This is a genomic window from Streptomyces sp. NBC_00019 (assembly GCF_045041015.1).
Classification (GTDB): Bacteria; Actinomycetota; Actinomycetes; order Streptomycetales; family Streptomycetaceae; genus Streptomyces.
On the sequence record NZ_CP108302.1, the window covers coordinates 2,821,920 to 2,845,279 of the forward strand.

Genomic DNA, 23,360 nt, shown 5'->3' on the forward strand with positions numbered 1-23,360 from the left:
ACCGCTCAGACAGCCCACGGCCAGTCGGCGTCCCGAGCGCTCTCCAGCAGCGGAACCATCCGGAAGGCCGCGTCCGAGAGACCACCGAACGTGTGCCGGTTCGCCTTGCCCGACGGGCCGTGGCCCGCGCGGTAGCCGGCGAGGTTCCAGGTGTAGACCGGCACATGGGCGGGGACCTGCTGGGTCGGGTCACCGTGCCGGTTGAACGTGTACTGCTCGTCGGTGACGATCAGCACCCGGTCCTGCCCCCGGTAGTGCGCACGGACCGCCGAGGTGGTGTCGGTGCCGCCCAGGTCGCCGAAGCGGCCCAGGATCTTCAGCACCGACTCGCCCTTGCCGTACGCCAGGTTCCGGCTCGTGGTACCGAACTCGACGAGGTCCGCCTGCTCGGCCCGCAGTGCCAGCGCCGTACCGAAGATCGCCGCCGCGTCGGCCCGGTTGAGCTGCGAGCGGTCCGACAGCCGCGCCCACATCGAGCCCGAACGGTCGACCAGGACCAGCGTCCGGCCGGGCAGCGCGGGCACATTGGCCAGCGAGTGGCCGAGCGCCTGCTCCAGCGGGTACGACCAGCGCAGCGAGGGCGCGTGCTGGTACGCGGCCAGGTACCGGAAGGGGAACTGCCGCGACCGCGCGACCTCGGCCGGGTCGCTGATGCGCGCCGCGACCTGGGCCGCGACCTCGTCCGAGACTCCGGCCTGGTCGAAGTTCCGCAGGTTGCGGACCAGCGCCATGGCACCCATGGACGGGATCACGGCCTCCCAGGCCGCCTTGTCCATCGGGCCCTGGAGCCATCCGGCCAGCGCCTCCCACGTCATCCCGGCCGCCGCGAGCCGCTCGGCGCCGCCCTCGGACGTGACGACCGCACGCCGCTGCCCGACCGGCAGCGCCATCAGCTCGCGGTGCGCGGTGAGCACGGTGTTCGACGCGGGCGGCACGGCCGCGTCCGGGTTGTGCCGGCGGTCGAGCGCGTACCGGAACAGCTCGCCCTGCCACGGCTTGTCGGCGTCGGGCGCCGCGTGCACCAGGTTGAGGATGTCGCCGAAGCGGTAGCCCTTGGACGCGGTGTCGTACTTCAGCAGCGACTTGCCGCTGTAGAGACGCTGTACGGCGTCGGCGACACCGCGCTTGACGGGCTTGGGCACGGCGCGGCCGTACGTCGCCGTCCAGTACCCGAGCAGCTCGCCGGGCTCGTCCGGGCGCCGCAGCACCGAGGCGATGACCTGCCGGTTGGCCGGTCCGTCGGTGACGCCCGCGTCCAGACGTGCCTTCACGTACTCGGCGGCGCCCACGATCGAGGCCGTACGGAGGTTTCCCTCGCCGCGCAGCCAGCCGAGCAGGCCGGCCGTCCACGCGGGGTCCTCGACGGCGAGCTGCCGAACGAGGCGCGCGAAACGGTCGTCACGGTCGGCGCCGGACTCGTAGAAGGTCTGCTGCGAGACGAAGTTGGCGATCGCCAGCAGAAAGAGTTCGGAGCGCGCGTCCCGCTCGTGGCCGCGGCCGCCCTCGTACGACCGGAGTACCCGTCCGGTGGAGGTGACTCGCGAGGTGGGCTGAGCTCGTGCCGCCTTCTTGTTGAATCGCGCCATGGTGAATTCCCCCGAATTCATTGCCGTTTCGGAGGGAGGCGCAACAAAAGGAGGGTGTCCGAGGTCGAAGTCGACTGCGGTTGCTTATAACTGGCGCGTCTTCCGTTCCGCCACACCGACCCTGGGCCGATGACGGGATTCGAACCCGCATGAGGGACTCGCCCCCACCAGTTCCCGAAGTATCCGCTGCCTGCGCACCGGGCACCCACCTTGAGCTGCGCCTCCCCGAGATCAAATGGTTCGCACCGGGAGGTGCATGAAGTTGTGGTGTCCAGAGTTCAGGTCGGCGGAACCGACATTAGGTGCTCTAACCCCTGAGCTACACCGGCGCGTTGTACCGGTGGCGGGACTCGAACCCGCGGCCGCCCCATTATCAGTGGAAGTAGGTCCTGCCTTCGCACCTGGACGTTCATCACTGTAGGAGGGCGGCCGCGGAACGGGCGAGCGAATTAATTACCCGCGCTTCTGGCGCTTCCAGGGACCGGTGATGGCCAGCATGATTCCGGGCGTCTGGATGTTGGCGTACAGGGTCCGGCCGTCGGGCGAGAAGGTGACGCCGGTGAACTCGCTGTACTCGGGCTCCTCTTCGGTGCCGATGTTGAGTTCGTTGCGGGCGATGGGGTAGGTGCGGCCGCTGTCGGTGGCGCCGAACAGATGCTGGACGCCCTCGCCGTCCTCGGCGATGACGAGGCCGCCGTAGGGGGAGACGGTGATGTTGTCGGGGCCGTCGAAGGCACCGTCCTTGGAGGGGTCGGGGTTGACGCCCAGCAGGACCTTCAACGTCAGCGTGCGGCGCTTGGGGTCGTAGAACCAGACCTGGCCGTCGTGCTGGACGGGGCTCTCGTCACGGGCGTACGAGGAGACGATGTAGGTGCCGCCGTCGCCCCACCACATGCCCTCCAGCTTGCGGGCGCGGGTGATCTCGCCGTCGGCGAACTGCTTGCGGACGGGGGCGGTCTTCGCGTCGCGGTCGGGGACGTCGATCCAGTCGACGCCGTAGACCGTGCCGGTCTTCGTGGCGCGGGAGAGGTCGTCGACGAACTTGCCGCCGGAGTCGAAGCACTTGAACGCCTGGAGGACGCCGGCGTCGTCGGCGAGGGTGCGCAGCTTGCCGCGGCCGTGCCGGAAGCCCTCCGGCGGGGTCCAGCGGAAGAGCAGGCCGTTGGGGCCCGAGGCGTCCTCGGTGAGGTAGGCGTGGCCACGCTTGGGGTCGATGACGACCGCCTCGTGGGCGTACCGGCCGAACGCCTTGACGGGCTTGGGGTCGCGGTTGGCGCGGAGGTCGGCGGGGTCGACCTCGAAGACGTAGCCGTGGTCCTTTGTCATGCCGTTCTGGCCGGCCTTGTCCTCGGTCTCCTCGCCGGTGAGCCAGGTACCCCAAGGAGTGCTGCCGCCCGCGCAGTTGGTGGAGGTCCCGGCGATGCCGACCCACTCGGCGAGCTGTCCGTCGGGGCGCACCTCGACGACGGTGCAGCCGCCGGACGCGGCGGGGTCGTAGACGAGGCCCTCGGTGAGCGGCACGGGGTACTTCCAGTTGGCGCGCGGGCCCTTCAGCTCGTGGTTATTGACGAGGAGGGTGGTGCCGCGGGGGCCCGCGAAGGCGGCCGTGCCGTCATGGTTGGAGGGCGTGATCTCGCCGGACTCCAGCTTGGTCTTCCCGCTGTGGGTGATGACGCGGTACTTGAATCCGGCGGGCAGCGCGAGGATGCCGGCGGGATCGGGGATCAGCAGCCCGTAGCCGACACCGCCGTGGCCGCCCGCGGCCTCCGCTCCCTGGCTCTCGATGTCGGTGGCCGCGAGCGCGTTCGGCGCGGTGGCGAGGGCGCCGACGCTGCCGGCCAGCGCGACCCCGGCACCGGTGATCGCGGATTTCGTGGCGAAGTCCCTGCGGGTGAGCGACATGGTGTCTCCTGTGACGGTGGGTGGCCTGGAGGGTGGGGGGACCTCGGGTCGGCGCCACCGTCCCGCCCACGTCTGAACGGCAGTTGAACAGGGGGCGGCTGCGAGGGCCCCGCTTCCGTGAATCCGCCAGACCGCCGCTGTTCGAGCCAATGGGAGGAATAATCTTCGTAATGAAGGTCAACAGGGGCGAATCGTGATGAAATTCGTGATTCATTTCAGAATGCCTTGACTCTCCAAGCCCCGGGACATAGACCGGAAGAGCACACCACCCGAAGGGGAGGCGAGCCCGATGGACGCGAAGCGGGTGAGTCGCCTCCATGAAGGCCGGCTCATGAAGCTGGCCCATGTGAGTGGAGTCGGCACCGGGAGGGACGAGCACTCGGGACAGGACGTGATCATCGTCTTCGTCACCCGGAAAGTGCCCCGTGACCGGCTCCTCCAAGAAGACGTGGTTCCGGACGAGCTCGACGGCGTACCGGTGCGCGTGCTCGCGATCGGTGAAGTGAGCGCTCAGGAAGAGGACTTGTGAGCCGTTCTGAGCGCTGAGTCACCGCGCCGCGGCCCGTAAGGAACCCAGAGCCGAAAACTGAAGAGGTGGTCTGGCGTGAGCCAGCCCGAAATGATGCGAGGACCGACTGGTGGTCAGCTGAGTGACAGCTCCCGCCAGCAAGCGAGTTCAGACTTCCTGCGGCAACAGTCGCCGCTGGCCAACGTCGTAGGCTTCGGCCACGGCGTGAAGTGGATCGACGGACAACCCACGGGCGAGGCAGCCGTGTTGGTGTTCGTGACCCAGAAGGTTCCGGAGTCCCAGCTTCCCGAGCGGGATGTCATCCCGCAGGTGATGGACGACGGCACCCCTACCGACGTAGTCGCGGTCGGCCATGTCGCCGCGCAGCGTCAGCGGCAGCGCAGGACCTCGGGCCGCTCCGATGACCGCGGTGTCTCCTACCAGCCCGACGGCAGCGTGGCCGAGCAACTCGCGGGGCTCTCGCAGCCGTTGCTGGAAGAGCTCAGCGCGCTCGGACAGTTCGAGCCGCAGCTCCTCAAGCGCCGTATGCGCCCGTCCCCTTCCGGCTTCTCGGTCGGCAACGTACGGGTGACCGCGGGCACACTGGGCAGCGTGGTGTACGACTTCCTGCCGGGAGCCTCCGTGGACCCGCCGGGTCCCGGCCTCGGGACCCCGTCGAAGTTCTACATCCTCTCCAACAACCACGTGCTGGCCGACTCCAACCGCGCGCAGCTGGGCAGCCCGATCCTGCAGCCCGGCACGTTCGACGGCGGCACGGACCCCGCGGACCGCATCGCGACCCTGGACCGGTTCATCCCGATCCAGTTCGCGCCGCAGATCCCGGTGGAGCGCCACAACAACGTCGTGGACTGTGCGCTCGGTGCGGTGGAGTTCCAGGACGCCACCCGTGAGCAGTACTTCAGCGGTGCGCCGCGCGCCTGGCGGCGCAAGGCCAACGTCGCGGTCGGCGACCTGGTGAAGAAGACCGGCCGTACGACGAACATCAGCTTCGGCCGGATCATGGCGACCGACGCCACGATCGACGTCAACTACGGCACGGCGGGGACGGCCCGGTTCAAGGACCAGATCCTGACGACGACCATCTCGGCGGGCGGCGACTCCGGTTCGCTGGTGACCTCCCTCGACAACGTCGCGACCGGTCTGCTCTTCGCGGGCTCCTCGGTCGTCACCGTGGTCAACCACATCGAGAACGTCCGCGCACTGCTGCGGGTGGAGATCGCCGAGCAGCTGGCCTGACGGTCAATCGACACCCGCACAGGAAGAGGGAATCAGCATGACCACGCAGGCCAAGCGGCAGAAGAGCCAAGCCGGCTCCGAACACCGCTTCCACAACCCCCAGGGCGCGGAAGTCAAGACGCGTGACGAGGCGTTCGCCTCGCTGCAGGACGTGTCCCCCGACGCGGTCGCCACGTCCGCCAAGCTGGAACTGCACAACGGGGCGGTGACCTTCGCCATGGAGGTGAAGTACAACCCCAACACCTACCCGCACGTCGTGACCGGCGGAAAGATCACCTCCGGCATCTGCGGCGCCCCCTGGGACATCACAGGCGGCTTCGTAGGCGAAACGATTCGCCTGGACGCGAAGCGTACCGGTCAGGGCCCCTGCGCCAACACGATCACCATCGTCGGCGAGTTCCAGAACCCGCCCGCCTACCGGGGTACGTACGGCTTCAACGGAGCGACGTCGTCGTTCAAGCACACGACGATCCACCACTGCTGAGGCTGCGAACCGCTGAAGTAGTCAACAACTGAGTGTTGTGGCGGGGAGGTCAGCGACCTCCCCGCCACAGCCGTGTCAACTCCCCTGCTGGGAACGCGCCTTGAAGGCGGCCTTGCGCGCCTCCTTCGCGATCTTCTTGTCCGGATGCAGCCGCCCCATCGCCTCCAGCACATCCGCGGTCGCCGGGTGATCCACCCGCCAGGCCGCCGAGAAGAACCCGCTGTGCTGCTGTGCCAGCCCCTCGACCAGTGCCCTCAGCTCATCGGAGTTCCCTTCGGCCGCGAGCTGCGCGGCGACCGTGTCCACGGTCAGCCAGAAGATCATCGACTCGGGCGGCGGCGGAACGTCGGAAGCGCCCTGCTCGCTCAGCCAGACCCGGGCCAGACCTCCGAGCTCCGCGTCGTCGAGCACTTCCCGCAGGGCGGGCTCGGCAGTAGCGCCCACCAGCGACAGCGCCTGCTGGCACCGCAGCCTCCGCAGCGGTGCCCCGGCGTCCCCGCCCCGGGCGGCCGCCAGCAACTCCCGTGCCGCGGCGAGGGCTTCGCGCCGCGCCAGCCACTGCTCGGTCTCGGCCTGCGCGGCGGCGGGCGGAAAGTGGGCGGTGCCGTCGAGGAGCGCGTCCGCGCCCTTGTCGGCGAGGTCCCCGACGGCGGGCGCCGGGAATCCGGCCTCCATCAGCCGCGCCCGCAGCCCGTACAGGCCGAGCGGGGTGAGCCGCACCATGCCGTACCGGGACACGTCGGTGTCGTCGACCGGCGCGGCGGGCTCCTCGTCAACGTCGGCCATGAGCGCCTCGTCGACGGGCTGGTACTCGACCAGACCGACCGGCTCCAGGAGCCGGAACTGGTCGTCGAGGCGCATCATCGCGTCGGAGACCTGCTCCAGGACGTCGTTGGTGGGCTCCCTCATGTCGCTGGGCACGATCATCGAGGCGGCGAGGGCGGGCAGCGGCACGGGTCCGTCGCCGGGCCCTTCCTCGTTGACGGTCAGCAGATACAGGTTGCCGAGCACACCGTCGAGGAACTCGGCCTCCGCCTCCGGGTCCCAGTCCAGCGAGGAGAGGTCGATCTCCGCGATCCCCTCTTCCGGGTTCACCGCCTCGACCAGGTCGTCCAGGTCCGGCACGCTCGCGTCGGCGAGCACCGTCTCCAGCGCCGTCTGCCACACGGAGAGCACGTCGTGCGGTGTGCCGCCGGTGAGCAGGGCGAGCTCCTCGCCCGCGGCGACGGTGCCCTCTTCCTCGTCGGTGATCTCGACGAGCCCGGTGTCCACGGCGACCCGCCAGGCCTCGCTCGCCCAGGCGGCGGCGTCGTCCCCGGTCAGGTCGAGCAGCTCGGCGGCGGCGGGCAGCTGTTCCTCGACGAGCTCGCCGCCGGCGTCGACGCGGGTGTCGGGGCCGGCCCAGCGGGCGAGTCGGGCGGCCCGGGACAGCAACGGCGTGGACAGCGCGTCCCGCGCCAGCTCCGCTTCGGGATGCAGCCGCACCGGCGGCAAGGGGGAGCTGTCTGACATCGGCTGGTTCTCCTAGAGACGGCGTGACGACTCAGCCGCTCAGCCTAGACGGATTTCGACCCATGCCGCCCGGTTCATCTGCCCGTCGGGCCGCGTACATGGCCGAAACCTTGACAAGTGGCCTGACCAGGCAGGAGATTACGCGCGTAGAAATCTGCTGGACATGTGTTCACTGTAATTTCTACGCGCGTCGCACCGCCCCACCGGTTCGGCTCCACACACATTTCACCCTCGTCCCGGCGCTATGCACGTCCCCGGAGGGATCCCGTTGCCGAGCAAGTCCTCTGCGCGCCTCGCCGCGCTCACCGTCGCCGCCGTATGTTCCGCGGCGTCCACCATCGTCCTGACCTCTCCCGCGCACGCGGACTCCGTGGCCATCCATGACATTCAGGGCACCACGCGCATATCCCCGTACGCGGGCAAGGCCGTCACGGATGTGTCCGGAATCGTCACCGGCATCCGCACCTACGGCTCCTCCAGAGGTTTCTGGATCCAAGCCCCGAACGCCGACGCCAACCCGGCCACCAGTGAGGGCGTCTTCGTCTTCACCAGCTCCACCCCGAAGGGCGTCGCCGTCGGCGACCTCGTCACGGTGTCGGGCACGGTCTCGGAGTTCGTCCCGGCCGGCGCCGCTTCCGGCAACCAGTCGATCACCGAGATCACCAAGCCGACGTTCACCGTCGTCTCCAGCGGCAACGCCGTCCCGGCCGCGAAGGTCATCGGCGCCAAGTCGGTCCCGGCCGCGTACGCCCCGGCGGGCGACAGCGCCGCGAGCAACTCCGTCAACGGCCTGACCCTGGAGCCGTCGAAGTACGCCCTGGACTACTACGAGTCCCTGGAGGGCGAGAACGTCCAGGTCGCCGACGCCCGGGTGACCGGCGCCACCGACCCGTACACCGAGCTCTGGGTCACGGTGAAGCCGCGCGAGAACGCCAACCGCCGCGGCGGCACGGTCTACGGCTCCTACGAGTCGCAGAACTCGGGCCGTATCCAGATCCAGTCCCTCGGCGCTACCTCCGCCTTCCCGAAGGCGAACGTCGGTGACGTCCTGGAGGGCGCCACCTCCGGCCCGCTGGACTACAACCAGTTCGGCGGTTACACCCTCGTCGCCAACACGATCGGCACGCTGAAGAGCGCCGGTGTGGCCCGTGAGACGACCGAGAAGCAGAAGAAGGGCGAGCTGGCGGTCGCAACGTACAACGTCGAGAACCTCGACCCGTCCGACAACACCTTCGCCGAGCACGCCGCCGCGATCGTGCACAACCTGCAGTCGCCCGACATCGTGTCCCTGGAGGAGATCCAGGACAACAACGGCGCGACGAACGACGGCACGGTCGCCGCCGACCAGACGGTGCAGAAGCTGATCGACGCGATCGTCGCCGCAGGCGGCCCGACGTACGACTGGCGCTCCATCGACCCGGCGAACGGCACCGACGGCGGCGAGCCGGGCGGCAACATCCGCCAGGTGTTCCTCTTCAACCCGGAGCGGGTCTCCTTCACCGACCGCGCGGGCGGCGACGCCACGACCGCCGTCGGTGTCACCAAGGAGAAGGGCAAGGCCGCGCTGACGGTCTCCCCGGGCCGTATCGCCCCGGCCGACGCGGCCTGGGCGAACAGCCGCAAGCCGCTGGTCGGCGAGTTCGTCTTCCGTGGCAGGACGGTCTTCGTGATCGCCAACCACTTCAACTCCAAGGGCGGCGACTACGGTCTGACCTCGCAGTACCAGCCGGTGCCGCGCAGCTCGGAGACCCAGCGCCACCTCCAGGCGACCGCGGTGAACGCGTTCGTCAAGGACGTCCTGGCCACCCAGAAGAACGCGGACGTCATCGCCCTCGGCGACATCAACGACTTCGAGTTCTCCGACACCGCCAAGATCCTGGAGACCGACGGCGCCCTCTGGTCGGCGATCAAGTCGCTGCCGAAGAGCGAGCGTTACTCGTACGTCTACCAGGGCAACGCCCAGGTCCTGGACCAGATCCTGGTCAGCCCCTCGATCCGGAAGTCCTGCGACTTCGAGTACGACAGCGTGCACGTCAACTCGGAGTTCAACGACCAGATCAGCGACCACGACCCGCAGGTGCTGCGCTTCCAGCCGTAAATCCCTTGGGCTCAGGACTGGTTGAACACCCCGTTCAGCCAGTCCTGCCAGGCGGCTTCGCACTCCTTGATGTCGTCACCCGGCGTGAAGTCGTGCAGGGAGACGCCGACCGGGTAACCCCAGTTGTTCCGTCCGAAGATCCGGGTGAGCCCCCGGTCGGTGCGCAGCCCGATGAAGTAGGGGTTGCGGAAGTCGACGACGGCGTCGAACTCGTCGGGCCCATGGACCCTCACCGAGGTCCCGGCGGCCACGCCCTCCCCGACCCCGAGCGCCCGGGCGACGACTTCCAGCGCGTCCGCGGCCTTCGACGCCTCAGGTCCGTCGAAGGTCGCGAAGGCGGCGGGCCGGGGCGCGAAGTGGGTGAGGTACTCGCGCAGGGTGTGCAGATAGAAGTCGGTGTGCTTGGCGGCGCCGTCGTACTGGTTGTCCCAGTCGTCGACGAAGATCCCGCTGTGTACATACCGCACCCAGGCGCGGCGGCCGTCGTCGCGCGGCTCGACGGTGTAGTCGAGCTGGTTCATGGTCTGCTCGGAGATGCCCTCCACGTTCTCGACCCGGTTGGTGTAGCGGTGGGGCGGGTCCCAGGCGGTGACGGTGGACCCGAAGGGCCCCTTGCCGCCGACCTTGGGCTCCGGCGGCTCCATCGGCCACAGATAGCCGTCGGTGCCGGTGGTGACGGCGTCCCACACCTGCTGCGGGGTGGCGTCGACCTCGAACTCGCGGACGATCTCGAACTCTTTGGACATGATCTACTCCAACTCGGTCTGCTTGAGGGTGGGATGGACCGCCACGACGATCCGATGGTCCCGGCCGCCCTCGGAATCCGGGGCGTCGTACTTGCGGATCAGCGCGGTGACTCCCGCCGTCAACTCCTGGACGAACGCGGCCCGTTCGACGGCCGACGCGAACCGCACCTCGCCGTCCAGCGCGTAGGTGGCGAGCCCCTTGCGCGCCTTTGCCGCACCGGTGATCAACTGCCCGACGTCCCGCACCAGCCGGGCGCCGAGCGCGAGCAGCCAGCGCGCGGAGAGCTGGTCGCGGAAGCGGTCCGGGTCCGGCTGCACGGAGGCGAGCGCGAGCGGCGAGATGACGTACGACGCGGCCGTCGCCCGCATCAGCCGCTCGGTGACATTGCCCTTACGGCGCTCCCCGGCCAGCTCGACCAGGCCGTGCCGCTCCAGCGCCTTGAGGTGGTAGTTCACCTTCTGCCGGGGCAGTCCGACCTTGCCGGCGAGCATCGCCGCCGACGCGGGTCCGGCGGCGAGCTCGGCGAGCAGCCTGGCCCTTATGGGGTCCAGCGAGACGGCTGCGGCCTCGGGGTCCTCGATCACGGTCACGTCCAGCATGCGTCCACCGTCTCACCGAAAACTTTTTTTGTCCAGGAGAGAAGAGTTTTCGGTGACGGGCCCCTCAGCCGGGTCACTCGGGTACGAGCCCCAGCGCGTGGTCGTACCGGCTGACCGTGCTGCTCTTGAGCCCCGGCCAGGTCTGCACGCGCTCCCAGAGGGCGCTCGCCGAGCCGATGCCGTCCCCGGGTGCGGCCATGGCGTCGATGTGGGCCTGGGCGCTCTCCCACCCGGCGTAGTTCAGGACCCGGGTGCCGTCGGTGCTCAGGTGGAAGTGACCGGAGATCCCTCCGCGATGCGGGTTCGGCTCGCTCTCCAGCGCCTCGAAAACGGCGTCCACCCAGGCACGCTGCCGATCAGGATCGGGGCCCTCGAACTCCACGTCGACGATCACGATGCACCCCGGCACCCGTGTGTCGCCCTCCCGGACGCCACTGCGGTAGCGCCGGTAGCGGCCGAGCCACAGGCGCTCGATGCCGGGCACGGCGGTGTCGATCTCGTCCACCCGCTCCTGCCGGTGCGTCTTGACGAAGGCCTCGTACGCCGCCTCGCCCGTCCACTGCGAGTGGTGGAGCAGCGTGCCCGTGTCATGGCCGGTGTAGACGTGGTACGAGCGCAGATCGGCGGTCGGCCAGGGCCTGCGCTCCCAGGTACGGGCGATGGCCTCGACCGCGTCGCGCTGCCGCTCGGGGGTGCCCACACGCCAGGTGCTGAAGAAGGGGGCGCCGACACGGGGGTCGGTCAGGTCGGGGTGGTCGTCGGTACGACGGGTCATGGCGGACTCCCTCACTCGTGATCGCTCGCGATCGGTGTACGCCTCACCCTCCAACCTCAACCAAGATTCAGGTCAAGCCCGTGCTTGGCCACGGGATTTCGGGAGACCCGCCTGGTCATGGCCGAGAAGGACAGTCCCTCCGAGTTGCCCGCGCGTTCCTGGCGGGCGGTGTTGCGGCGCACGGTGAAGGAGTTCCAGGACGACGAACTCTCCGACCGGGCGGCCGCGTTGACGTACTACGGCGTGCTGTCGCTGTTTCCCGCGCTGCTCGTGCTGGTGTCCCTGCTGGGGGTGGTGGGGCAGAGCGCCACGGACAAGATCCTCGGCAACATCGGGGACCTGGCCCCGGGTCCGGCGCGGGACATCCTGCGGGACGCGGTGGCACAGCTCAGCGACACGGGAGGCACGGGGAGCGTCCTCGCGGTGCTCGGGCTGCTGGCCGCGCTGTGGTCCGCGTCCGGTTACGTCGCCGCGTTCATCCGTACGTCCAACGCGGTGTACGACCTCCCCGAGGGCCGCCCGGTGTGGAAACTGACGCCGCTCAGGCTGATCCTGACCGTGGCCCTGATGCTGATGCTCGCCGCCAGCGCGGTGATCGTGGTGTTCACCGGCCCGCTGGCGGAACGGGCGGGCACGGCGATCGGGCTCGGGAACGCGGCGATCACCCTCTGGGGCATCGCCAAGTGGCCGGTCCTGCTGATCCTGGTCGTTCTGATGATCGGCCTGCTGTACTGGGCCGCCCCCAACGTCCGCGGCCGCGGCTTCCGCTGGATCTCCCCCGGCAGCTGCCTCGCCACCCTGATCTGGCTCGCGGCCTCCGCCGGCTTCGCCGTCTACGCGGCCAACTTCGGCTCGTACAACAAGACATACGGCACCCTCGCAGGCGCCATCGTCTTCCTCGTCTGGCTCTGGCTCTCCAACCTCGCGATCCTGCTGGGCCTGGAATTCGACGCCGAACTGGCCCGAGAACGAGCAATCACCGACGGCCGCCCCCCGACGGAGGAACCGTACGTGGAGCCAAGGGACACCCGAAAATGGCCACCGAAGTGGCGAGCGGCACGGGAGCAGTGACCAAAACGCCGGTCCGCGCCTTTCAGCCCGTCCGGCGTTTGAGGACGAGGCCCGTTCAGGGCCGAAGCGGGGGTCTGGGGGCGCAGCCCCCAGGGATGGGACGGGTAGGGGCGGCGGGGGCGAGAAAAGCCCGGCGCGCACCCCCACCACCCCGTCACGCCGACGCCGGCCGGGCAGCACTCACCCGGCCGGCGCCACACAACTCCCCGCTCCGCCTAGCTAGCGTCCGTTCCGCCGCCGCACCATCTCCTCCACGACCACGACGCCCACCACCGCCCCCACGACCATCACCGGCCGCGGATGCCGCAGCGCAACCTGGACGACGGTACGCACAGGACGCGGCACGCTGTGCTCGACGGCATGCCCCGCATGAGTCGCCTTGTCCTGCACCGTGTGCCCGACCTCGCTCGCCCTGCCCTGAACGGCATGCCCCGCCCGACTCGCCCGATCCTGAACAGCATGACCGGCCTCAGCCGCACTGCTGCGCAGCTGCACAGTCATCGCACCGGCCTTGTCCTTGAGATCCGCGGCACGCGCCATGGCCCGCCCCTTCACATCCGCCTTGCTCGCCAGCTCCTCGACCGTGTCGCCGAGCTGGCCCCTCGTCTCCTCGATCTGCTGACGCAGCTCCTCAGGACCCTTGGCCCCGCCCGCCACGCCCGGCGTCGTCTTGTTCGTCATCGGTGTGCCCTTTCCCTGATCTCCTCGACATCGGCCCTGACGCTGCCGAGGGTCTCCTCGGGCGTGGGGGGCGCGGCCCGGCGCAACTGGGCGCGACCGCGAGCGGCAAGCACAGCCGCGATCACGAACAGCACCGCCGTCACGATGAGCGCCGCGGCCCAGACGGCCAGCGCCAGCGAGAGCGCGGCGGTCGCCGTACCGGCCAGGGCGAGCAGACCGGCGTAGCCGAATGCGCCCGCGGCGCCGAGCAGCCCGCCGCCGCGGCCTGCGCGCCGGCCCTTCTCGGCCAGCTCCTCCTTGGCGAGGGCCACTTCCTGTCGTACGAGCTGCGAGAGCTGTTCGGTGGCCTGTCCGACGAGTTCACCCACGGAGTGCTGGGTCGGGCCGGGGGCCGTGGAGTGGGTCACGGTGTCCGCCTCCTCTCTGGTTCGGAGCGGACGAGTACCCGATTGCGGCCCCCACAAGCGCTGTTTCGCGAGTTCGGTCACCGGACCGTAGCCCTAGCCCTCCCCGCCCTTCCCACGCTCCCCCAGCTTCGCCAGCTGGCGCTGGAACCAATCCAGCCGCGCCTGCAGCAAGGCGGCCTCCGCCGCGAGTTCGGGCACGCCGAGGCCGTCGGCCGAAACATCCGCCACCACCGCCCCAGTCCCCGCCACCACCCGCAACCCGTCCCCCGCCAGCCGTGCGAACGACGCGAGCGAGACGGACGTACGACCCCGCAGACACCCCGCACACGAGGGCGCGAGCGCGCGCCAGCCAGGGCGGCCCCAGCCGGCGTCCGCCAGCGCGGAGGCGACCGTGCCGCAGATGCAGGGGCCCACGGTGGCGGCCCGGATCCGCTGGCGGGCATAGCGGAAGCCGCGTTCGAAACGGAGGTAGCGGCCGATGACCGAGACCTCGAGCAGGACGGCCGCCCGATGCTCGGCCGTGCACAGCAGTGCCTCGGCCGTCGAGCGGTCGTGCACACAGTGGAAGCCGCAGTCGCAGCGACGGTGCGGTGCCTGGTGCCGCAGGCCGTAGACGCAGGACGCGTCGGCCACGACTCCGTACGGCAGCGCGCCGCCCAGCGACACACCGGTGAACCCGGCCCGGGTGCCGTCGTGGGACAGCACCGGGTGGGCGATCTTGTATCCGGTCGGCGGCTCCGTCGGGCGTTCCTCCGGAAGCCGCAGCCTCATCGGGCGGCCGGGACCTCTTCGGGCGCCCTCAGTTCCTTGATCTCTTCCGGAAGTTCGAGTTCGGGTTCCTGCTCGTGCGCCTGCGGCCGCTCTTCCGCGACTCCGGTGGCGAGTGCCTTACCGAGCTTCATGACGCCTCCCATGACCAGGGGCCGATGACCGTCCTGGCCATGGTGACCCATGAAGTGCCGATTTGGACATAGGGCCCTGGAGTCGCTCACCGCCAGCAACTCCTTAGTATCGCTTATCAATACTGCGTAGAAAAATTAAGTGGAGCTTCACGATGGCTCCGCCGAGACTACCCCCATGACGTACTCCGCTCCCTCCACCCCTCCCCCCGTCCCTCCCTTCGGCCGCGCCCTCTGCGCCATGATCACGCCCTTCACAGAGGGCGGCGCCCTCGACCTCGACGGTGCCCAGCGGCTCGCGGAGCGGCTGGTGTCGGAGGGCTGCGACGGGCTGGTGCTCTCCGGGACGACCGGTGAGTCGCCCACGATGACGGACGCCGAGAAGGCGGAGCTCGTACGGGCGGTGCGGGAGGCGGTGGGCGAGCGGGCGTCGGTCCTGGCGGGCGTCGGCACCTTCGACACCCGGCACACCGTCGAACTCGCCCTGGAGGCCGAAAAGGCGGGCGCGGACGGCCTGTTGGTGGTCAGCCCGTACTACAGCAAGCCCCCGCAGGACGCCGTCGAGGCACACTTCCGGCAGATCGCGGATTCCGTGGGCCTGCCGATCGCGGTGTACGACATCCCGGGCCGCACCGGCACCCGTATCGAGCCCGACACCCTGATCCGGCTCGCCGAACACCCCCGGATCGTGGCGGTGAAGGACTGCTCCTACGACTTCCTCGCCGCCCAGAAGGTCATCTCCCGGACGGAGTTGGCGTACTACGCGGGCTGCGACGAACACAACCTCGCGCTGTACGCGGTGGGCGGCGCGGGATATGTGAGCACCGTCGCGAACCTCGTCCCCGCTCGACTCCGCGCGGTCCTCGACCTGTTCGACGCGGGCGACACGGCGAAGGCGGCCCGCCTCCAGCAACGCGCCACGCCCCTCATCGAGTTGACGATGTCGGCGGGCCTGCCCGGCACGGTCACCGTGAAGGCCCTCCTCAACGAGCTGGGCCTGCCCGCGGGCCCGGTCCGCGCACCGCTGCTGCCCGCCGGCCGGGATGCGGTCGACGGGCTGCGGGCGGCATACGAGGAGCTGACGGCCGGCTGATCAGCGCTCGGCGAAGACGGGCTCCCACGGCTCCGGGTCGGTCTCCGGATGCTCGCGGACTCCGCTCAGCGGTACGACCTTGCTGCTGCCGATCGTGACCAGCACGAGCCGGTCCTTGTACGGCTCGTCATGACCGGTGGTCCGCTCCCAGGCGATGAGCCGCTGGTCGTCGACCCAGGCAAGCAGTTCGGCGCCGCGGACCTTGGTGATCTCCTTGCCGGTGAGGGGATCCCTGATGAAGGAGTACGACTGGCCGGGCAGGGTCCTCCCGGCTTCCGGGGCGATGGCGGGATCGTTCACCTCGGCCAGGCCGGAGGCGGCCAGCTTGCCGTTCGGGGACAGCCGCGCGGGCACGTCCCACCGCAGGTGCTTCTCGTTCGCGGGCGCGGCGGTCTCCTTGCCCGACAGGTCGTAGAACTTCGGCCGGACGAGTGTGCTGAGACCTCCGCCGGCCGCGAACAGGTGCCTGTCGTCACGAGTGAAGGCGAAGTCGGCGCGGCCACCCACGGAGGAACTCGGGCCCCGGTGCCAGATACCCCCGCCCTTCGCGGCCAGGTCCAGGAGGAGGAACCCGGTCCGGCTCACCCTGTGCATGGACGTCCACTCGCCCTCGCTCTTGTCGAGCGAGTCGGGGTGCTCGGAGTACGTCGTGGCGACCAGCTCGGTCCCGCCGTTCGAGAACGCCAGCCCTGCGACCCCCTTCCCGACCGGGATCCACCGCTCGACCTCCCCCGTCGCGAGGTCGAGCAGCCCGATCCGGGCGGCGGGCAGGGTCCGCTCCAGCACGGCGGCGGTCTTCAGGCCCGGTGCCACGGCGACGAAGGACCACCGGGTGTCCTTCTTGTACTTGCCGGTGTCGGGATCGAGCAGCCAGTAGGTCCGCTCGTAGGTCGCCTCCTTGTTGTTCTTCGCCACGAGCGCCGTCGTGCAGTACGCGGCGAGCGCGGACCGGCCGGCCGCGATCAGGTCGCTCGGCGGCGACTGGTCGGGGTGGGCGCTGATCCCGTCCCGCTGCGTGACACTCGCGGGGCGTACGTCGTCGCGTCCTTCGTTCAGCATCGGCACCGCCACGGAGACGGCCACCACGGCCGCGGTGGCGGCCGCGACGGACACGAGCCTGCGGGTGCGGCGGCGCCGGCGGACGGCCAGCACCCGGTCGGCGAACCCCGGGCCCGCCGACGCCTCTTCGACGGCCAGCTCCCGCAGGGAGTCACGCACGAGTTCCTCGACGTTCACGGACGTACCTCCACGGGTGTGTAGTCATGAGCCGGCGGCTGCCGGGCGTCCTCGCCACCGCTCAGGGCGGCCAGCTCGGGCGCGAGGGTGCGCAGCCGGGCGAGCGAGCGGTGGGCGGTGGACCGTACGGTGCCGACGGAGCAGCCCAGGACGCGGGCCACTTCGGCTTCGGGCAGGTCCTCGAAGTAGCGCAGCACGAGCACGGTGCGCTGTCGGGCGGTGAGGCGGGCGAGCGCGCCGCGCATCACGAGACGCAGCTCGGCGGCGGACGAGGCGTCCGCGTCCGCCCGCCCCTCCGGCGGCTCGGCGACACTCAGTTCACGTCTGGGCCACTTCAGCCGCCAGCGGCTGATCTGCTGCCGGTAGAGGATCTGCCGTACGTACGCCTCGGGTTCGTCGATGCGGTGCCAGCGGCCGGCCGCCTTGATCAGCGCGTTCTGCAGCAGGTCCTCGGCGGTGTGCCGGTCCCCGCCGCTGAGCAGCACGGCCGTCTTCAGCAGCGCGGACGACCGGTGCTCCACGAACTCCCGGAAGCTGTCCTGCGCTTCGGCATCCATCGTCACCTTCTCTTCCCCCGGGGCGGACCCGATGTCCGCCCCCTGTGCCCCTTCTGACGCGCGGGACCGCACCCCGCTATGTCTGCGCGTACGAGAAAATTCCACCGACCCGCCAGGTGCCCTCCCGTACGGTGACCCGATGAGCCGCCCGCGCCCCCGCCCGCTCCTCTTCCTCGACGTCGACGGCCCCCTCAACCCGTACGCGGCGAAGGCCGAGCGTCGCCCCGAGGGCTATACGACGATCAGGGCGACCTTGCACCAGGGCCGCCCCCTGCGCGTGTGGCTCAACCCCACCCACGGCGCGGCCCTCCTCGCGCTCCCCTACGACCTGTGCTGGGCGACGACCTGGATGGACGCGGCCAACCGCTGGATCGCCCCGGTCATCGGCCTCCCCCGGCTGCCCTACGTCGACTTCGGCGACTCCCTGCTCGTGCACCGCCCCGACGGAATCCACTGGAAGACGGAGGCCATCGTGGCGTACGCCGAAGGCCGCCCCTTCGCCTGGGTCGACGACGAGCAGAGCCCGGCGGACACCGCCTACGTCACCGACCGCCACCCGGCCCCCGCCCTCCTGCACCACGTCGATCCCCGACTCGGCCTGCGCGAGGAGGACTTCACGGCCCTGACGGAGTTCGCGACGACGCTGCGGACATGAGTGAGCGCCCTCCCGCACTCGGCGGAAGGGCGCTCCCCGTGACGCCGGACGTCAGTTGTGGCTGTGCAGGATCTCGTTCAGCCCGCCCCACACCGCGTTGTTCGGCCGGGCCTCGACCGTGCCGGTGACCGAGTTGCGGCGGAAGAGGATGTTCGAAGCGCCGGAGAGCTCACGGGCCTTGACGATCTGGCCGTCGGGCATGGTGACGCGGGTGCCGGCGGTGACGTAGAGACCGGCCTCGACGACGCACTCGTCGCCCAGCGCGATACCGACGCCCGCCTCGGCGCCGACGAGGCAGCGCTCGCCGATGACGATACGGACGTTGCCGCCACCGGACAGCGTGCCCATCGTCGACGCGCCGCCGCCGATGTCGGAGCCGTCACCGACCACGACACCGGCGGAGATACGGCCCTCGACCATCGACGTGCCGAGCGTGCCGGCGTTGAAGTTGACGAAGCCCTCGTGCATGACGGTGGTGCCCTCGGCGAGGTGGGCACCGAGGCGGACGCGGTCGGCGTCGGCGATGCGGACACCCTTCGGCGCCACGTAGTCCGTCATGCGCGGGAACTTGTCGATGGAGGTCACCTGGAGGTGCAGCCCCTCCGCCCGCGCGTTCAGCCGTACCTTCTCGATGTCGTCGACGGCGACCGGGCCCAGCGAGGTCCAGGCGACGTTGGCGAGGAGGCCGAAGATGCCGTCCAGGCTCTGGCCGTGCGGCTTGACCAGGCGGTGCGAGAGCAGGTGCAGGCGCAGGTAGGTGTCGTGCGTGTCGGTCGGCTTCTCGTCCAGCGAAGAGATGACCGTACGGACCGCGACCACCTCGACGCCACGCCGGGCGTCCGGCCCGATCGCCTTCGCGGCACCCTCACCGAGCAGTTCCACGGCCCGCTCGGCCGACAGCCGCTCGGTACCGGACGGCCCGGCCTCCGCCGTCAGCTCGGGCGCGGGGAACCAGGTGTCGAGAACAGTGCCGTCGGCGGCGATCGTGGCGAGGCCGGCGGCCACGGCGCCGGTGGTACGAGAAGCAGTCGTATCGGTCATGAGGGCAACCTAACCGCCTCACAGCCACAGAGGCCAACCAGCCAAGACCCCATCTCAGGTACCGAACCGCTGCGCTCGGCTGGAACGGGGCCGGAGCACAGCCGACGGGGGCCTCTCAACGCCGGCCCAGCCAATCTCACCCCGTCCGGCGTTCGAGGACGGCGCCTCTCGACGCCGGTCCACGCAATCTCACCCCGCCCGGCGTCTGAGGACGAGGCCCCTTAAGGGCCGATCGGGGTCTGGGGCGGAGCCCCAGCGGGGTCGAAGGGGCGGAGCCCCTGGGGATGGGACGGGTAGGGGCGGCGGGGGCGAAAGAAGACCCTGCACGGCCCCCACCTGCCCATGAGTCTCTTTTGGGAACGTACGCTGTCGGTGCAACGACGCGCGAAGGGACGGTACGCCCGTGGCCCGCAGAACGAGCCTGGAGGACTCCAGCTGTGCCATCGCCCAGGCCCTGGACGTCGTGGGCGACTGGTGGACCCTCCTGATCGTCCGCGACACCGCCCGCGGCGTACACCGCTTCGACGACCTCCAACGCGAACTCGGCCTCTCCCGCAAGGTCCTCACCGAACGCCTGCGCCTCCTCGTAGAGGCGGACGTCCTCGCGAAGACCCCGTACCAGGACCGCCCCGTACGCCACGAGTACCGCCTCACCCCCCGCGGCCACGCCCTGCTCCCCGTCCTGATCGCCCTCCAGGACTGGGGCGACACCTGGATCCTCGGCGACGAGCCCGGCACCACGACGGCCACCGCGGCGGAGACATCCACGCAGGCCCACCGCGTCCACGAACTCGTCGGCACCAAGGTCCCGGACCTACAGCTCCCCGACGACCGGGGCCGGCCGCGCGACCCGATCGCCGACAGCACCCCCTACACCGTCCTGTACTGCTTCCCCGGCGCCTACGCCCGCCCCGACGCCTACCCCCCGGGCTGGTCCGACATCCCCGGCACCCCCGGCTGCACCCTGGAGTCCCGCACCTACCGCGACCGCCACGCCGAGTTCACCGAGGCCGGCGCCACCGTCCACGGCGTCTCCACGCAACGCCCCGACGAGCAGCGCGCGTTCTCGGCAGCGGAGCAGCTGCGCTTCCCGCTCCTCTCCGACGCCGATCTGTCCCTCATCGCCGCCCTGCGCCTGCCGACGTTCCGCGCTGCGGGCGCGAGCCGGCTCAAGCGCCTGACGCTGGTCGTCGACCGCGACCGGGTCGTACGGGACGCGCAGTACCCGGTGACGGACATCGCGGGAAGCGTCGAAGCCGCTCTGTCGGCGATCAACGGGTTCCAGAAGGAATGACCCGCCCCAGCACCTCCCGCGCATACCCCTCGTCGTACACCCCGTCCGTCAGCAGCACCTGCAGACAGATCCCGTCCATCAGCGCCACCAGCGCCCGCGCGGTGACCGCGTCGGTGCGGCGGCCCAGCCGCTCGGCGAGGTCCTCGGCCCACTCCGCGGCGACCGGCCGCAGCGCGGGGCGGCGCAGGGCGGCGAGATAGAGCTCGCACTCCAGCTCCACGCCGGTACGGTCACCCGCGAGCCACTCACCCAGCAGACCGGCGAGTTCGGTGGCCAGGTCCGCGCCCCGGTCCTCCAGGCCGCCCCGTGCCACGACGACCTTGGCGAACCCTTCGTTGGCCTGCCGCAGCGCGGCGACCATCAGCTCGTCGAGGGTCTTGAAGTGGTACGTCGTCGAGCCGAGCGGCACATCGGCCTCGGCGGCGACGGAGCGGTGGCTCAGCCCGGCGAGGCCATGGCTGCCCACGACCCGGATCGCCGCGTCGATGATCCGCTGCCGCCGCTCGGGGTCGTAGCGCCGGGCCATCAGTGCGCACCGCCCAGGTTCAGCACGACCACCCCGGCGATGATCAGCACGATCCCGGCGGCCTTGGCGGGGCTCATCCCCTCGCCCAGGAACGTGAACCCGATCGTGGCGATCACCGCGGTGCCGACGCCCGCCCAGATCGCGTAGGCCGTACCGACGGACACGGTCTTCAGCGTCTGTGCGAGCAGCGCGAACGCCAGCGCGTACCCGAGGACGGTCAGCAGCGACGGCAGCAGCTTGCTGAAGCCGTCGCTGTACTTCATGGCGGTCGTCGCGGCCACCTCGGCGGCGATCGCTCCGGCGAGCAGCACATATCCCATGTGTACGAGTGTACATAACGCTCGCACCGAGGCCGGCCGGACCGCCGACACGGGGCCCGGCTCGCGCATCCGCGCCAGGCGGTCGAGCAGCCGACGCTTGGTGTGGGCCGCGCGGCGCAGGGCGGAGACCCTGCGGTAGCGGAGCAGTTCGGCGGGGTCGGGCCGGACGGCTCCGCTCAGCTCGTAGCCGTTGCGGACCAGCCGGTCACCCAGCACGGCGTCGCAGAGCCGTATCTGGTCAGGCGTCAGCCGCTGTTGCCAGCTGCCCGCCCGGGAGGTGTCCAGGGCGCCGTGCGTACGCCGGTGCCAGGTCTTGCGGGCGGGTACGGCCTGGCGGGCCATGCGGCTCGGCTCGGTCATCTCGGGGGCGTACTCCTCGCCCAAGTAGCCGCAGAGTGCTCTCAGTCGGGGCTCGGGGTCGGCGAGCAGGTCCTCGAAGCGCAGCTCGTGCCAGCTGTCGGGGCCCAGCCGGTGTGCGGAGCGCCGGGTCACGTCCATGACCTGCGCCCAGGTGGCGACGCCCTCGTGGAAGCCGCGGTGCCACCAGGGCATCCCCAGCAGCGAGGCGACACAGTCCCGTCCGTCGCGGACGAGGTGCACGAACTGCGCGTCCGGGAAGAGTCGCAGGATCTCCTCGACATGGAGGGCGTAGGCGGGCCGTTTGTCGCCCCAGCGGACCTTGCCGTGGCTCTCCGCGTACGCCCTGAGCGCGATGCCGAGCGCGGAGCCCAGGGTGGGCGGGCCGCCCTCGATGCGCCGGGCGACGGTGCCTGCGTCCAGCCCCAGTTCGTGGAAGCGGGTCTCCTTGCGTGCGGTGATCCAGTGGGCGAGACCGGCCCGGTTGTCCGGGTCCCGCAGGTCGCCGAAGCCGAGCCGGGCCTCGTAGGCGGGCAGGACGAAGCGGGTCTCCGGGGGCAATGCGATGCGAGGGTGCGCGTGGAGCATGAGCTGCAGCAGCGTGGTGCCGGAGCGGGGGCAGCCGAGTACGAAGACGGGGCGCGCGGAGGAGGGAGCAGAGGTAGCCACGCTCCGACGCTGCCGCCGGAGGCTGGGGGCGAGCTGGGAGGGCTCTGAGAAAGCCGTGGGGAAGCTGCTGAGAAAACGATGTGGAAACCGCTCGCACAAACGGCTGCTCGAAGAGCGCCAAGTCCACTACTGTGCCATCTGCTTCACCGTTCATCTACCGCGCCGTCACGGCTGCGGCCTCCCACATGGGCTCCGCCAGAGGAACTGCGCATGCCAGACACCAAGTCCCAGCCCCCACATGACCGACCGTGGGAGACCGGCTGGGCACCCGACACCTCCCGGGCACCGGGAACCCGCCGTCTCTATCTCGCAGGCGTCCTCGCCGTGGCCACGGTCGTCGCCTGCGTCACGGCGATATCCATGACGGACAGCCCTCCTGACGCCGTGGCGAAGTCGGCGCCCCCCGTGGACGGCGGGACGATACCGGGCCTGGCCGGCTACGCCAGCCCGTCCGACACCACGACGGTCCCCCCGAAGGGCAAGAGCGGCCTGGCGACCTCCGAGGAGACCGCCTCCGCCGCGCGCCAGCAGGGTTCTTCCCCCTCGCCCGCGCCTGATCCGACCTCCAAGTCCCCCTCGTCCAAGCCGAGTTCGTCGTCCCCGAAGCCGACGGTCAAGTGGCGCTCGGTCCGCTCGGTGAACTACCCCGACCGCTACTGGCACGTGAGCGGCGGTTACGTGAAGCTCGACCCGGTCCGCGGCTCGGAGTCCCGCGAGGACTCCACCTTCAAACTGGTCAAGGGTCTTGCGGACAGCTCCTGTTACTCCTTCGCCACCCAGGACGGCAGGTATCTGCGCCATCGCAGCTTCGTCCTGGTCTCCGACCGCAGCGACGGCTCGTCCATGTTCAAGCAGGACGCGACCTTCTGCGCCCGCTCCTCGTCGGTGTACGGCGCGGTCATGCTGGAGTCGGTGAACTACCCGGGCCGCTTCCTGCGCCACCAGAACTTCCAGCTGAAGCTGGACTCGTACCAGTACAACGACCTGTACCGATCGGACTCGGCGTTCCGGCTGGTCGACGGGCTGGCCTGAGCACACGCACGGAAAACGGCGACGTCCACGGGGACGTCGCCGTTTCTTCGTGTG

24 protein-coding genes and 1 pseudogene are annotated in these 23,360 nt (G+C 70.3%); 9 read left to right on the top strand and 16 right to left on the bottom strand.

The features are described from left to right. Positions 1–5: 5 nt before the first annotated feature. Together OHU89_RS13510 and OHU89_RS13515 are read right to left on the bottom strand one after the other, a co-directional pair. Positions 6–1,586 (bottom strand): TROVE domain-containing protein, encoded by a 1,581-nt coding sequence (locus tag OHU89_RS13510; protein ID WP_405642682.1) that lies wholly within the window; start codon positions 1,584–1,586, stop codon positions 6–8. 453 nt (positions 1,587–2,039) lie between these two features. Beyond that, on the bottom strand, positions 2,040–3,488 hold the full coding sequence (locus tag OHU89_RS13515; RefSeq protein ID WP_405642684.1) for an alkaline phosphatase PhoX: 1,449 nt from the start codon (positions 3,486–3,488) through the stop codon (positions 2,040–2,042). A 331-nt stretch (positions 3,489–3,819) separates the two neighbouring features. Between OHU89_RS13515 and OHU89_RS13520 the strand changes: the two genes are divergently transcribed. The 3 genes from OHU89_RS13520 (at position 3,820) to OHU89_RS13530 (ending at position 5,737) form a co-directional block, all read left to right on the top strand. Further along, positions 3,820–4,017, top strand: coding sequence for a hypothetical protein (locus tag OHU89_RS13520; protein WP_405642686.1), 198 nt, complete (start codon positions 3,820–3,822; stop codon positions 4,015–4,017). A 75-nt stretch (positions 4,018–4,092) separates the two neighbouring features. Beyond that, entirely contained in the window at positions 4,093–5,253 is a 1,161-nt protein-coding gene (locus OHU89_RS13525; RefSeq protein WP_405642688.1) for a hypothetical protein, read from the top strand. 37 nt (positions 5,254–5,290) lie between these two features. After that, positions 5,291–5,737, top strand: coding sequence for a hypothetical protein (locus tag OHU89_RS13530; protein ID WP_266894068.1), 447 nt, complete (start codon positions 5,291–5,293; stop codon positions 5,735–5,737). 75 nt (positions 5,738–5,812) lie between these two features. Here OHU89_RS13530 and OHU89_RS13535 read toward each other — a convergent pair whose 3' ends face one another. Beyond that, a complete protein-coding gene (locus OHU89_RS13535) occupies positions 5,813–7,249 on the bottom strand; it encodes a hypothetical protein (RefSeq protein WP_405642690.1) in 1,437 nt (478 codons plus the stop codon). 268 nt (positions 7,250–7,517) lie between these two features. Between OHU89_RS13535 and OHU89_RS13540 the strand changes: the two genes are divergently transcribed. Continuing rightward, positions 7,518–9,347, top strand: a complete 1,830-nt coding sequence (locus tag OHU89_RS13540) for an endonuclease/exonuclease/phosphatase family protein (protein ID WP_405642692.1) — start codon at positions 7,518–7,520, stop codon at positions 9,345–9,347. A gap of 11 nt (positions 9,348–9,358) precedes the next feature. Here OHU89_RS13540 and OHU89_RS13545 read toward each other — a convergent pair whose 3' ends face one another. The 3 genes from OHU89_RS13545 to OHU89_RS13555 all read right to left on the bottom strand — a co-directional run bounded on the left by OHU89_RS13545 (position 9,359) and on the right by OHU89_RS13555 (position 11,468). Continuing rightward, positions 9,359–10,093, bottom strand: coding sequence for an SRPBCC domain-containing protein (locus OHU89_RS13545; protein ID WP_405642694.1), 735 nt, complete (start codon positions 10,091–10,093; stop codon positions 9,359–9,361). A gap of 3 nt (positions 10,094–10,096) precedes the next feature. Further along, positions 10,097–10,693, bottom strand: a complete 597-nt coding sequence (locus OHU89_RS13550; protein ID WP_405642696.1) for an ArsR/SmtB family transcription factor — start codon at positions 10,691–10,693, stop codon at positions 10,097–10,099. Positions 10,694–10,766: 73 nt separating this feature from the next. Next, a complete protein-coding gene (locus OHU89_RS13555) occupies positions 10,767–11,468 on the bottom strand; it encodes an antibiotic biosynthesis monooxygenase (RefSeq protein ID WP_405642698.1) in 702 nt (233 codons plus the stop codon). A gap of 117 nt (positions 11,469–11,585) precedes the next feature. Here OHU89_RS13555 and OHU89_RS13560 point away from each other — a divergent pair, with 117 nt between their 5' ends. Beyond that, positions 11,586–12,539, top strand: a complete 954-nt coding sequence (locus OHU89_RS13560; RefSeq protein ID WP_405654483.1) for a YihY/virulence factor BrkB family protein — start codon at positions 11,586–11,588, stop codon at positions 12,537–12,539. Between the two features lie 219 nt (positions 12,540–12,758). Here OHU89_RS13560 and OHU89_RS13565 read toward each other — a convergent pair whose 3' ends face one another. The 4 genes from OHU89_RS13565 to OHU89_RS13580 all read right to left on the bottom strand — a co-directional run bounded on the left by OHU89_RS13565 (position 12,759) and on the right by OHU89_RS13580 (position 14,529). Beyond that, entirely contained in the window at positions 12,759–13,220 is a 462-nt protein-coding gene (locus tag OHU89_RS13565; protein ID WP_405642699.1) for a DUF3618 domain-containing protein, read from the bottom strand. Beyond that, entirely contained in the window at positions 13,217–13,627 is a 411-nt protein-coding gene (locus OHU89_RS13570) for a phage holin family protein (protein WP_266894055.1), read from the bottom strand. Before OHU89_RS13570 ends, OHU89_RS13565 begins: the two co-directional genes overlap by 4 nt. 93 nt (positions 13,628–13,720) lie before the next feature. Further along, the gene (locus tag OHU89_RS13575; RefSeq protein WP_405642701.1) at positions 13,721–14,398 is read right to left on the bottom strand and encodes a hypothetical protein; all 678 of its coding nucleotides are present in this window, start codon (positions 14,396–14,398) and stop codon (positions 13,721–13,723) included. Beyond that, positions 14,395–14,529, bottom strand: a complete 135-nt coding sequence (locus tag OHU89_RS13580) for a hypothetical protein (RefSeq protein WP_266894051.1) — start codon at positions 14,527–14,529, stop codon at positions 14,395–14,397. Before OHU89_RS13580 ends, OHU89_RS13575 begins: the two co-directional genes overlap by 4 nt. Before the next feature lie 175 nt (positions 14,530–14,704). On the opposite strand from OHU89_RS13580, the gene dapA reads away from it, so the two are divergent. Then, complete coding sequence (dapA, locus tag OHU89_RS13585) at positions 14,705–15,619, top strand: 4-hydroxy-tetrahydrodipicolinate synthase (RefSeq protein WP_405642702.1); 915 nt, start codon at positions 14,705–14,707, stop codon at positions 15,617–15,619. Here dapA and OHU89_RS13590 read toward each other — a convergent pair whose 3' ends face one another. Together OHU89_RS13590 and OHU89_RS13595 are read right to left on the bottom strand one after the other, a co-directional pair. After that, a complete protein-coding gene (locus OHU89_RS13590) occupies positions 15,620–16,855 on the bottom strand; it encodes a YncE family protein (protein WP_405642704.1) in 1,236 nt (411 codons plus the stop codon). Further along, positions 16,852–17,412 carry a SigE family RNA polymerase sigma factor gene (locus OHU89_RS13595; RefSeq protein WP_405642706.1) on the bottom strand — a complete coding sequence of 187 codons (561 nt, stop codon included), beginning with the start codon at positions 17,410–17,412 and terminating at the stop codon, positions 16,852–16,854. The genes OHU89_RS13590 and OHU89_RS13595 overlap by 4 nt, the downstream gene beginning before the upstream one ends. A gap of 139 nt (positions 17,413–17,551) precedes the next feature. Between OHU89_RS13595 and OHU89_RS13600 the strand changes: the two genes are divergently transcribed. Further along, positions 17,552–18,067, top strand: a complete 516-nt coding sequence (locus OHU89_RS13600) for a hypothetical protein (protein WP_405642707.1) — start codon at positions 17,552–17,554, stop codon at positions 18,065–18,067. Between the two features lie 51 nt (positions 18,068–18,118). On the opposite strand, the gene dapD is transcribed toward OHU89_RS13600, so the two are convergent. Then, positions 18,119–19,108, bottom strand: a complete 990-nt coding sequence (gene dapD / locus OHU89_RS13605) for a 2,3,4,5-tetrahydropyridine-2,6-dicarboxylate N-succinyltransferase (protein WP_266894046.1) — start codon at positions 19,106–19,108, stop codon at positions 18,119–18,121. A 403-nt stretch (positions 19,109–19,511) separates the two neighbouring features. On the opposite strand from dapD, the gene OHU89_RS13610 reads away from it, so the two are divergent. Beyond that, entirely contained in the window at positions 19,512–20,402 is an 891-nt protein-coding gene (locus OHU89_RS13610) for a winged helix-turn-helix transcriptional regulator (protein WP_405642709.1), read from the top strand. On the opposite strand, the gene OHU89_RS13615 is transcribed toward OHU89_RS13610, so the two are convergent. From OHU89_RS13615 to OHU89_RS13625, 3 genes and pseudogenes are all read right to left on the bottom strand, one after another. After that, entirely contained in the window at positions 20,380–20,928 is a 549-nt protein-coding gene (locus OHU89_RS13615; protein WP_266894042.1) for a TetR/AcrR family transcriptional regulator, read from the bottom strand. The genes OHU89_RS13610 and OHU89_RS13615 overlap by 23 nt on opposite strands. Next, on the bottom strand, positions 20,928–21,248 hold the full coding sequence (locus OHU89_RS13620) for a multidrug efflux SMR transporter (RefSeq protein ID WP_171148027.1): 321 nt from the start codon (positions 21,246–21,248) through the stop codon (positions 20,928–20,930). The genes OHU89_RS13615 and OHU89_RS13620 overlap by 1 nt, the downstream gene beginning before the upstream one ends. 378 nt (positions 21,249–21,626) lie before the next feature. Then, positions 21,627–22,274, bottom strand: a pseudogene (locus OHU89_RS13625) (sulfotransferase family protein); the annotation flags it as partial. A 210-nt stretch (positions 22,275–22,484) separates the two neighbouring features. Here OHU89_RS13625 and OHU89_RS13630 point away from each other — a divergent pair. Further along, positions 22,485–23,306: an AbfB domain-containing protein gene (locus OHU89_RS13630; RefSeq protein ID WP_405642711.1), complete on the top strand. Its 822-nt coding sequence runs from the start codon at positions 22,485–22,487 to the stop codon at positions 23,304–23,306. Positions 23,307–23,360: the final 54 nt, after the last annotated feature.

Coding starts and splice junctions, on each gene's coding strand:
- OHU89_RS13555 (WP_405642698.1), bottom strand. CDS start 11,468: ATGACCCGTCGTACCGACGACCACCCCGACCTGACCGACCCCCGTGTC.
- OHU89_RS13600 (WP_405642707.1), top strand. CDS start 17,552: ATGAGCCGCCCGCGCCCCCGCCCGCTCCTCTTCCTCGACGTCGACGGC.
- OHU89_RS13545 (WP_405642694.1), bottom strand. CDS start 10,093: ATGTCCAAAGAGTTCGAGATCGTCCGCGAGTTCGAGGTCGACGCCACC.
- OHU89_RS13580 (WP_266894051.1), bottom strand. CDS start 14,529: ATGAAGCTCGGTAAGGCACTCGCCACCGGAGTCGCGGAAGAGCGGCCG.
- OHU89_RS13535 (WP_405642690.1), bottom strand. CDS start 7,249: ATGTCAGACAGCTCCCCCTTGCCGCCGGTGCGGCTGCATCCCGAAGCG.
- OHU89_RS13620 (WP_171148027.1), bottom strand. CDS start 21,248: ATGGGATATGTGCTGCTCGCCGGAGCGATCGCCGCCGAGGTGGCCGCG.
- OHU89_RS13630 (WP_405642711.1), top strand. CDS start 22,485: ATGCCAGACACCAAGTCCCAGCCCCCACATGACCGACCGTGGGAGACC.
- OHU89_RS13560 (WP_405654483.1), top strand. CDS start 11,586: ATGGCCGAGAAGGACAGTCCCTCCGAGTTGCCCGCGCGTTCCTGGCGG.
- OHU89_RS13520 (WP_405642686.1), top strand. CDS start 3,820: ATGAAGCTGGCCCATGTGAGTGGAGTCGGCACCGGGAGGGACGAGCAC.
- dapD (WP_266894046.1), bottom strand. CDS start 19,108: ATGACCGATACGACTGCTTCTCGTACCACCGGCGCCGTGGCCGCCGGC.
- OHU89_RS13510 (WP_405642682.1), bottom strand. CDS start 1,586: ATGGCGCGATTCAACAAGAAGGCGGCACGAGCTCAGCCCACCTCGCGA.
- OHU89_RS13575 (WP_405642701.1), bottom strand. CDS start 14,398: ATGAGGCTGCGGCTTCCGGAGGAACGCCCGACGGAGCCGCCGACCGGA.
- OHU89_RS13530 (WP_266894068.1), top strand. CDS start 5,291: ATGACCACGCAGGCCAAGCGGCAGAAGAGCCAAGCCGGCTCCGAACAC.
- OHU89_RS13565 (WP_405642699.1), bottom strand. CDS start 13,220: ATGACGAACAAGACGACGCCGGGCGTGGCGGGCGGGGCCAAGGGTCCT.
- OHU89_RS13595 (WP_405642706.1), bottom strand. CDS start 17,412: ATGGATGCCGAAGCGCAGGACAGCTTCCGGGAGTTCGTGGAGCACCGG.
- dapA (WP_405642702.1), top strand. CDS start 14,705: ATGACGTACTCCGCTCCCTCCACCCCTCCCCCCGTCCCTCCCTTCGGC.
- OHU89_RS13515 (WP_405642684.1), bottom strand. CDS start 3,488: ATGTCGCTCACCCGCAGGGACTTCGCCACGAAATCCGCGATCACCGGT.
- OHU89_RS13550 (WP_405642696.1), bottom strand. CDS start 10,693: ATGCTGGACGTGACCGTGATCGAGGACCCCGAGGCCGCAGCCGTCTCG.
- OHU89_RS13615 (WP_266894042.1), bottom strand. CDS start 20,928: ATGGCCCGGCGCTACGACCCCGAGCGGCGGCAGCGGATCATCGACGCG.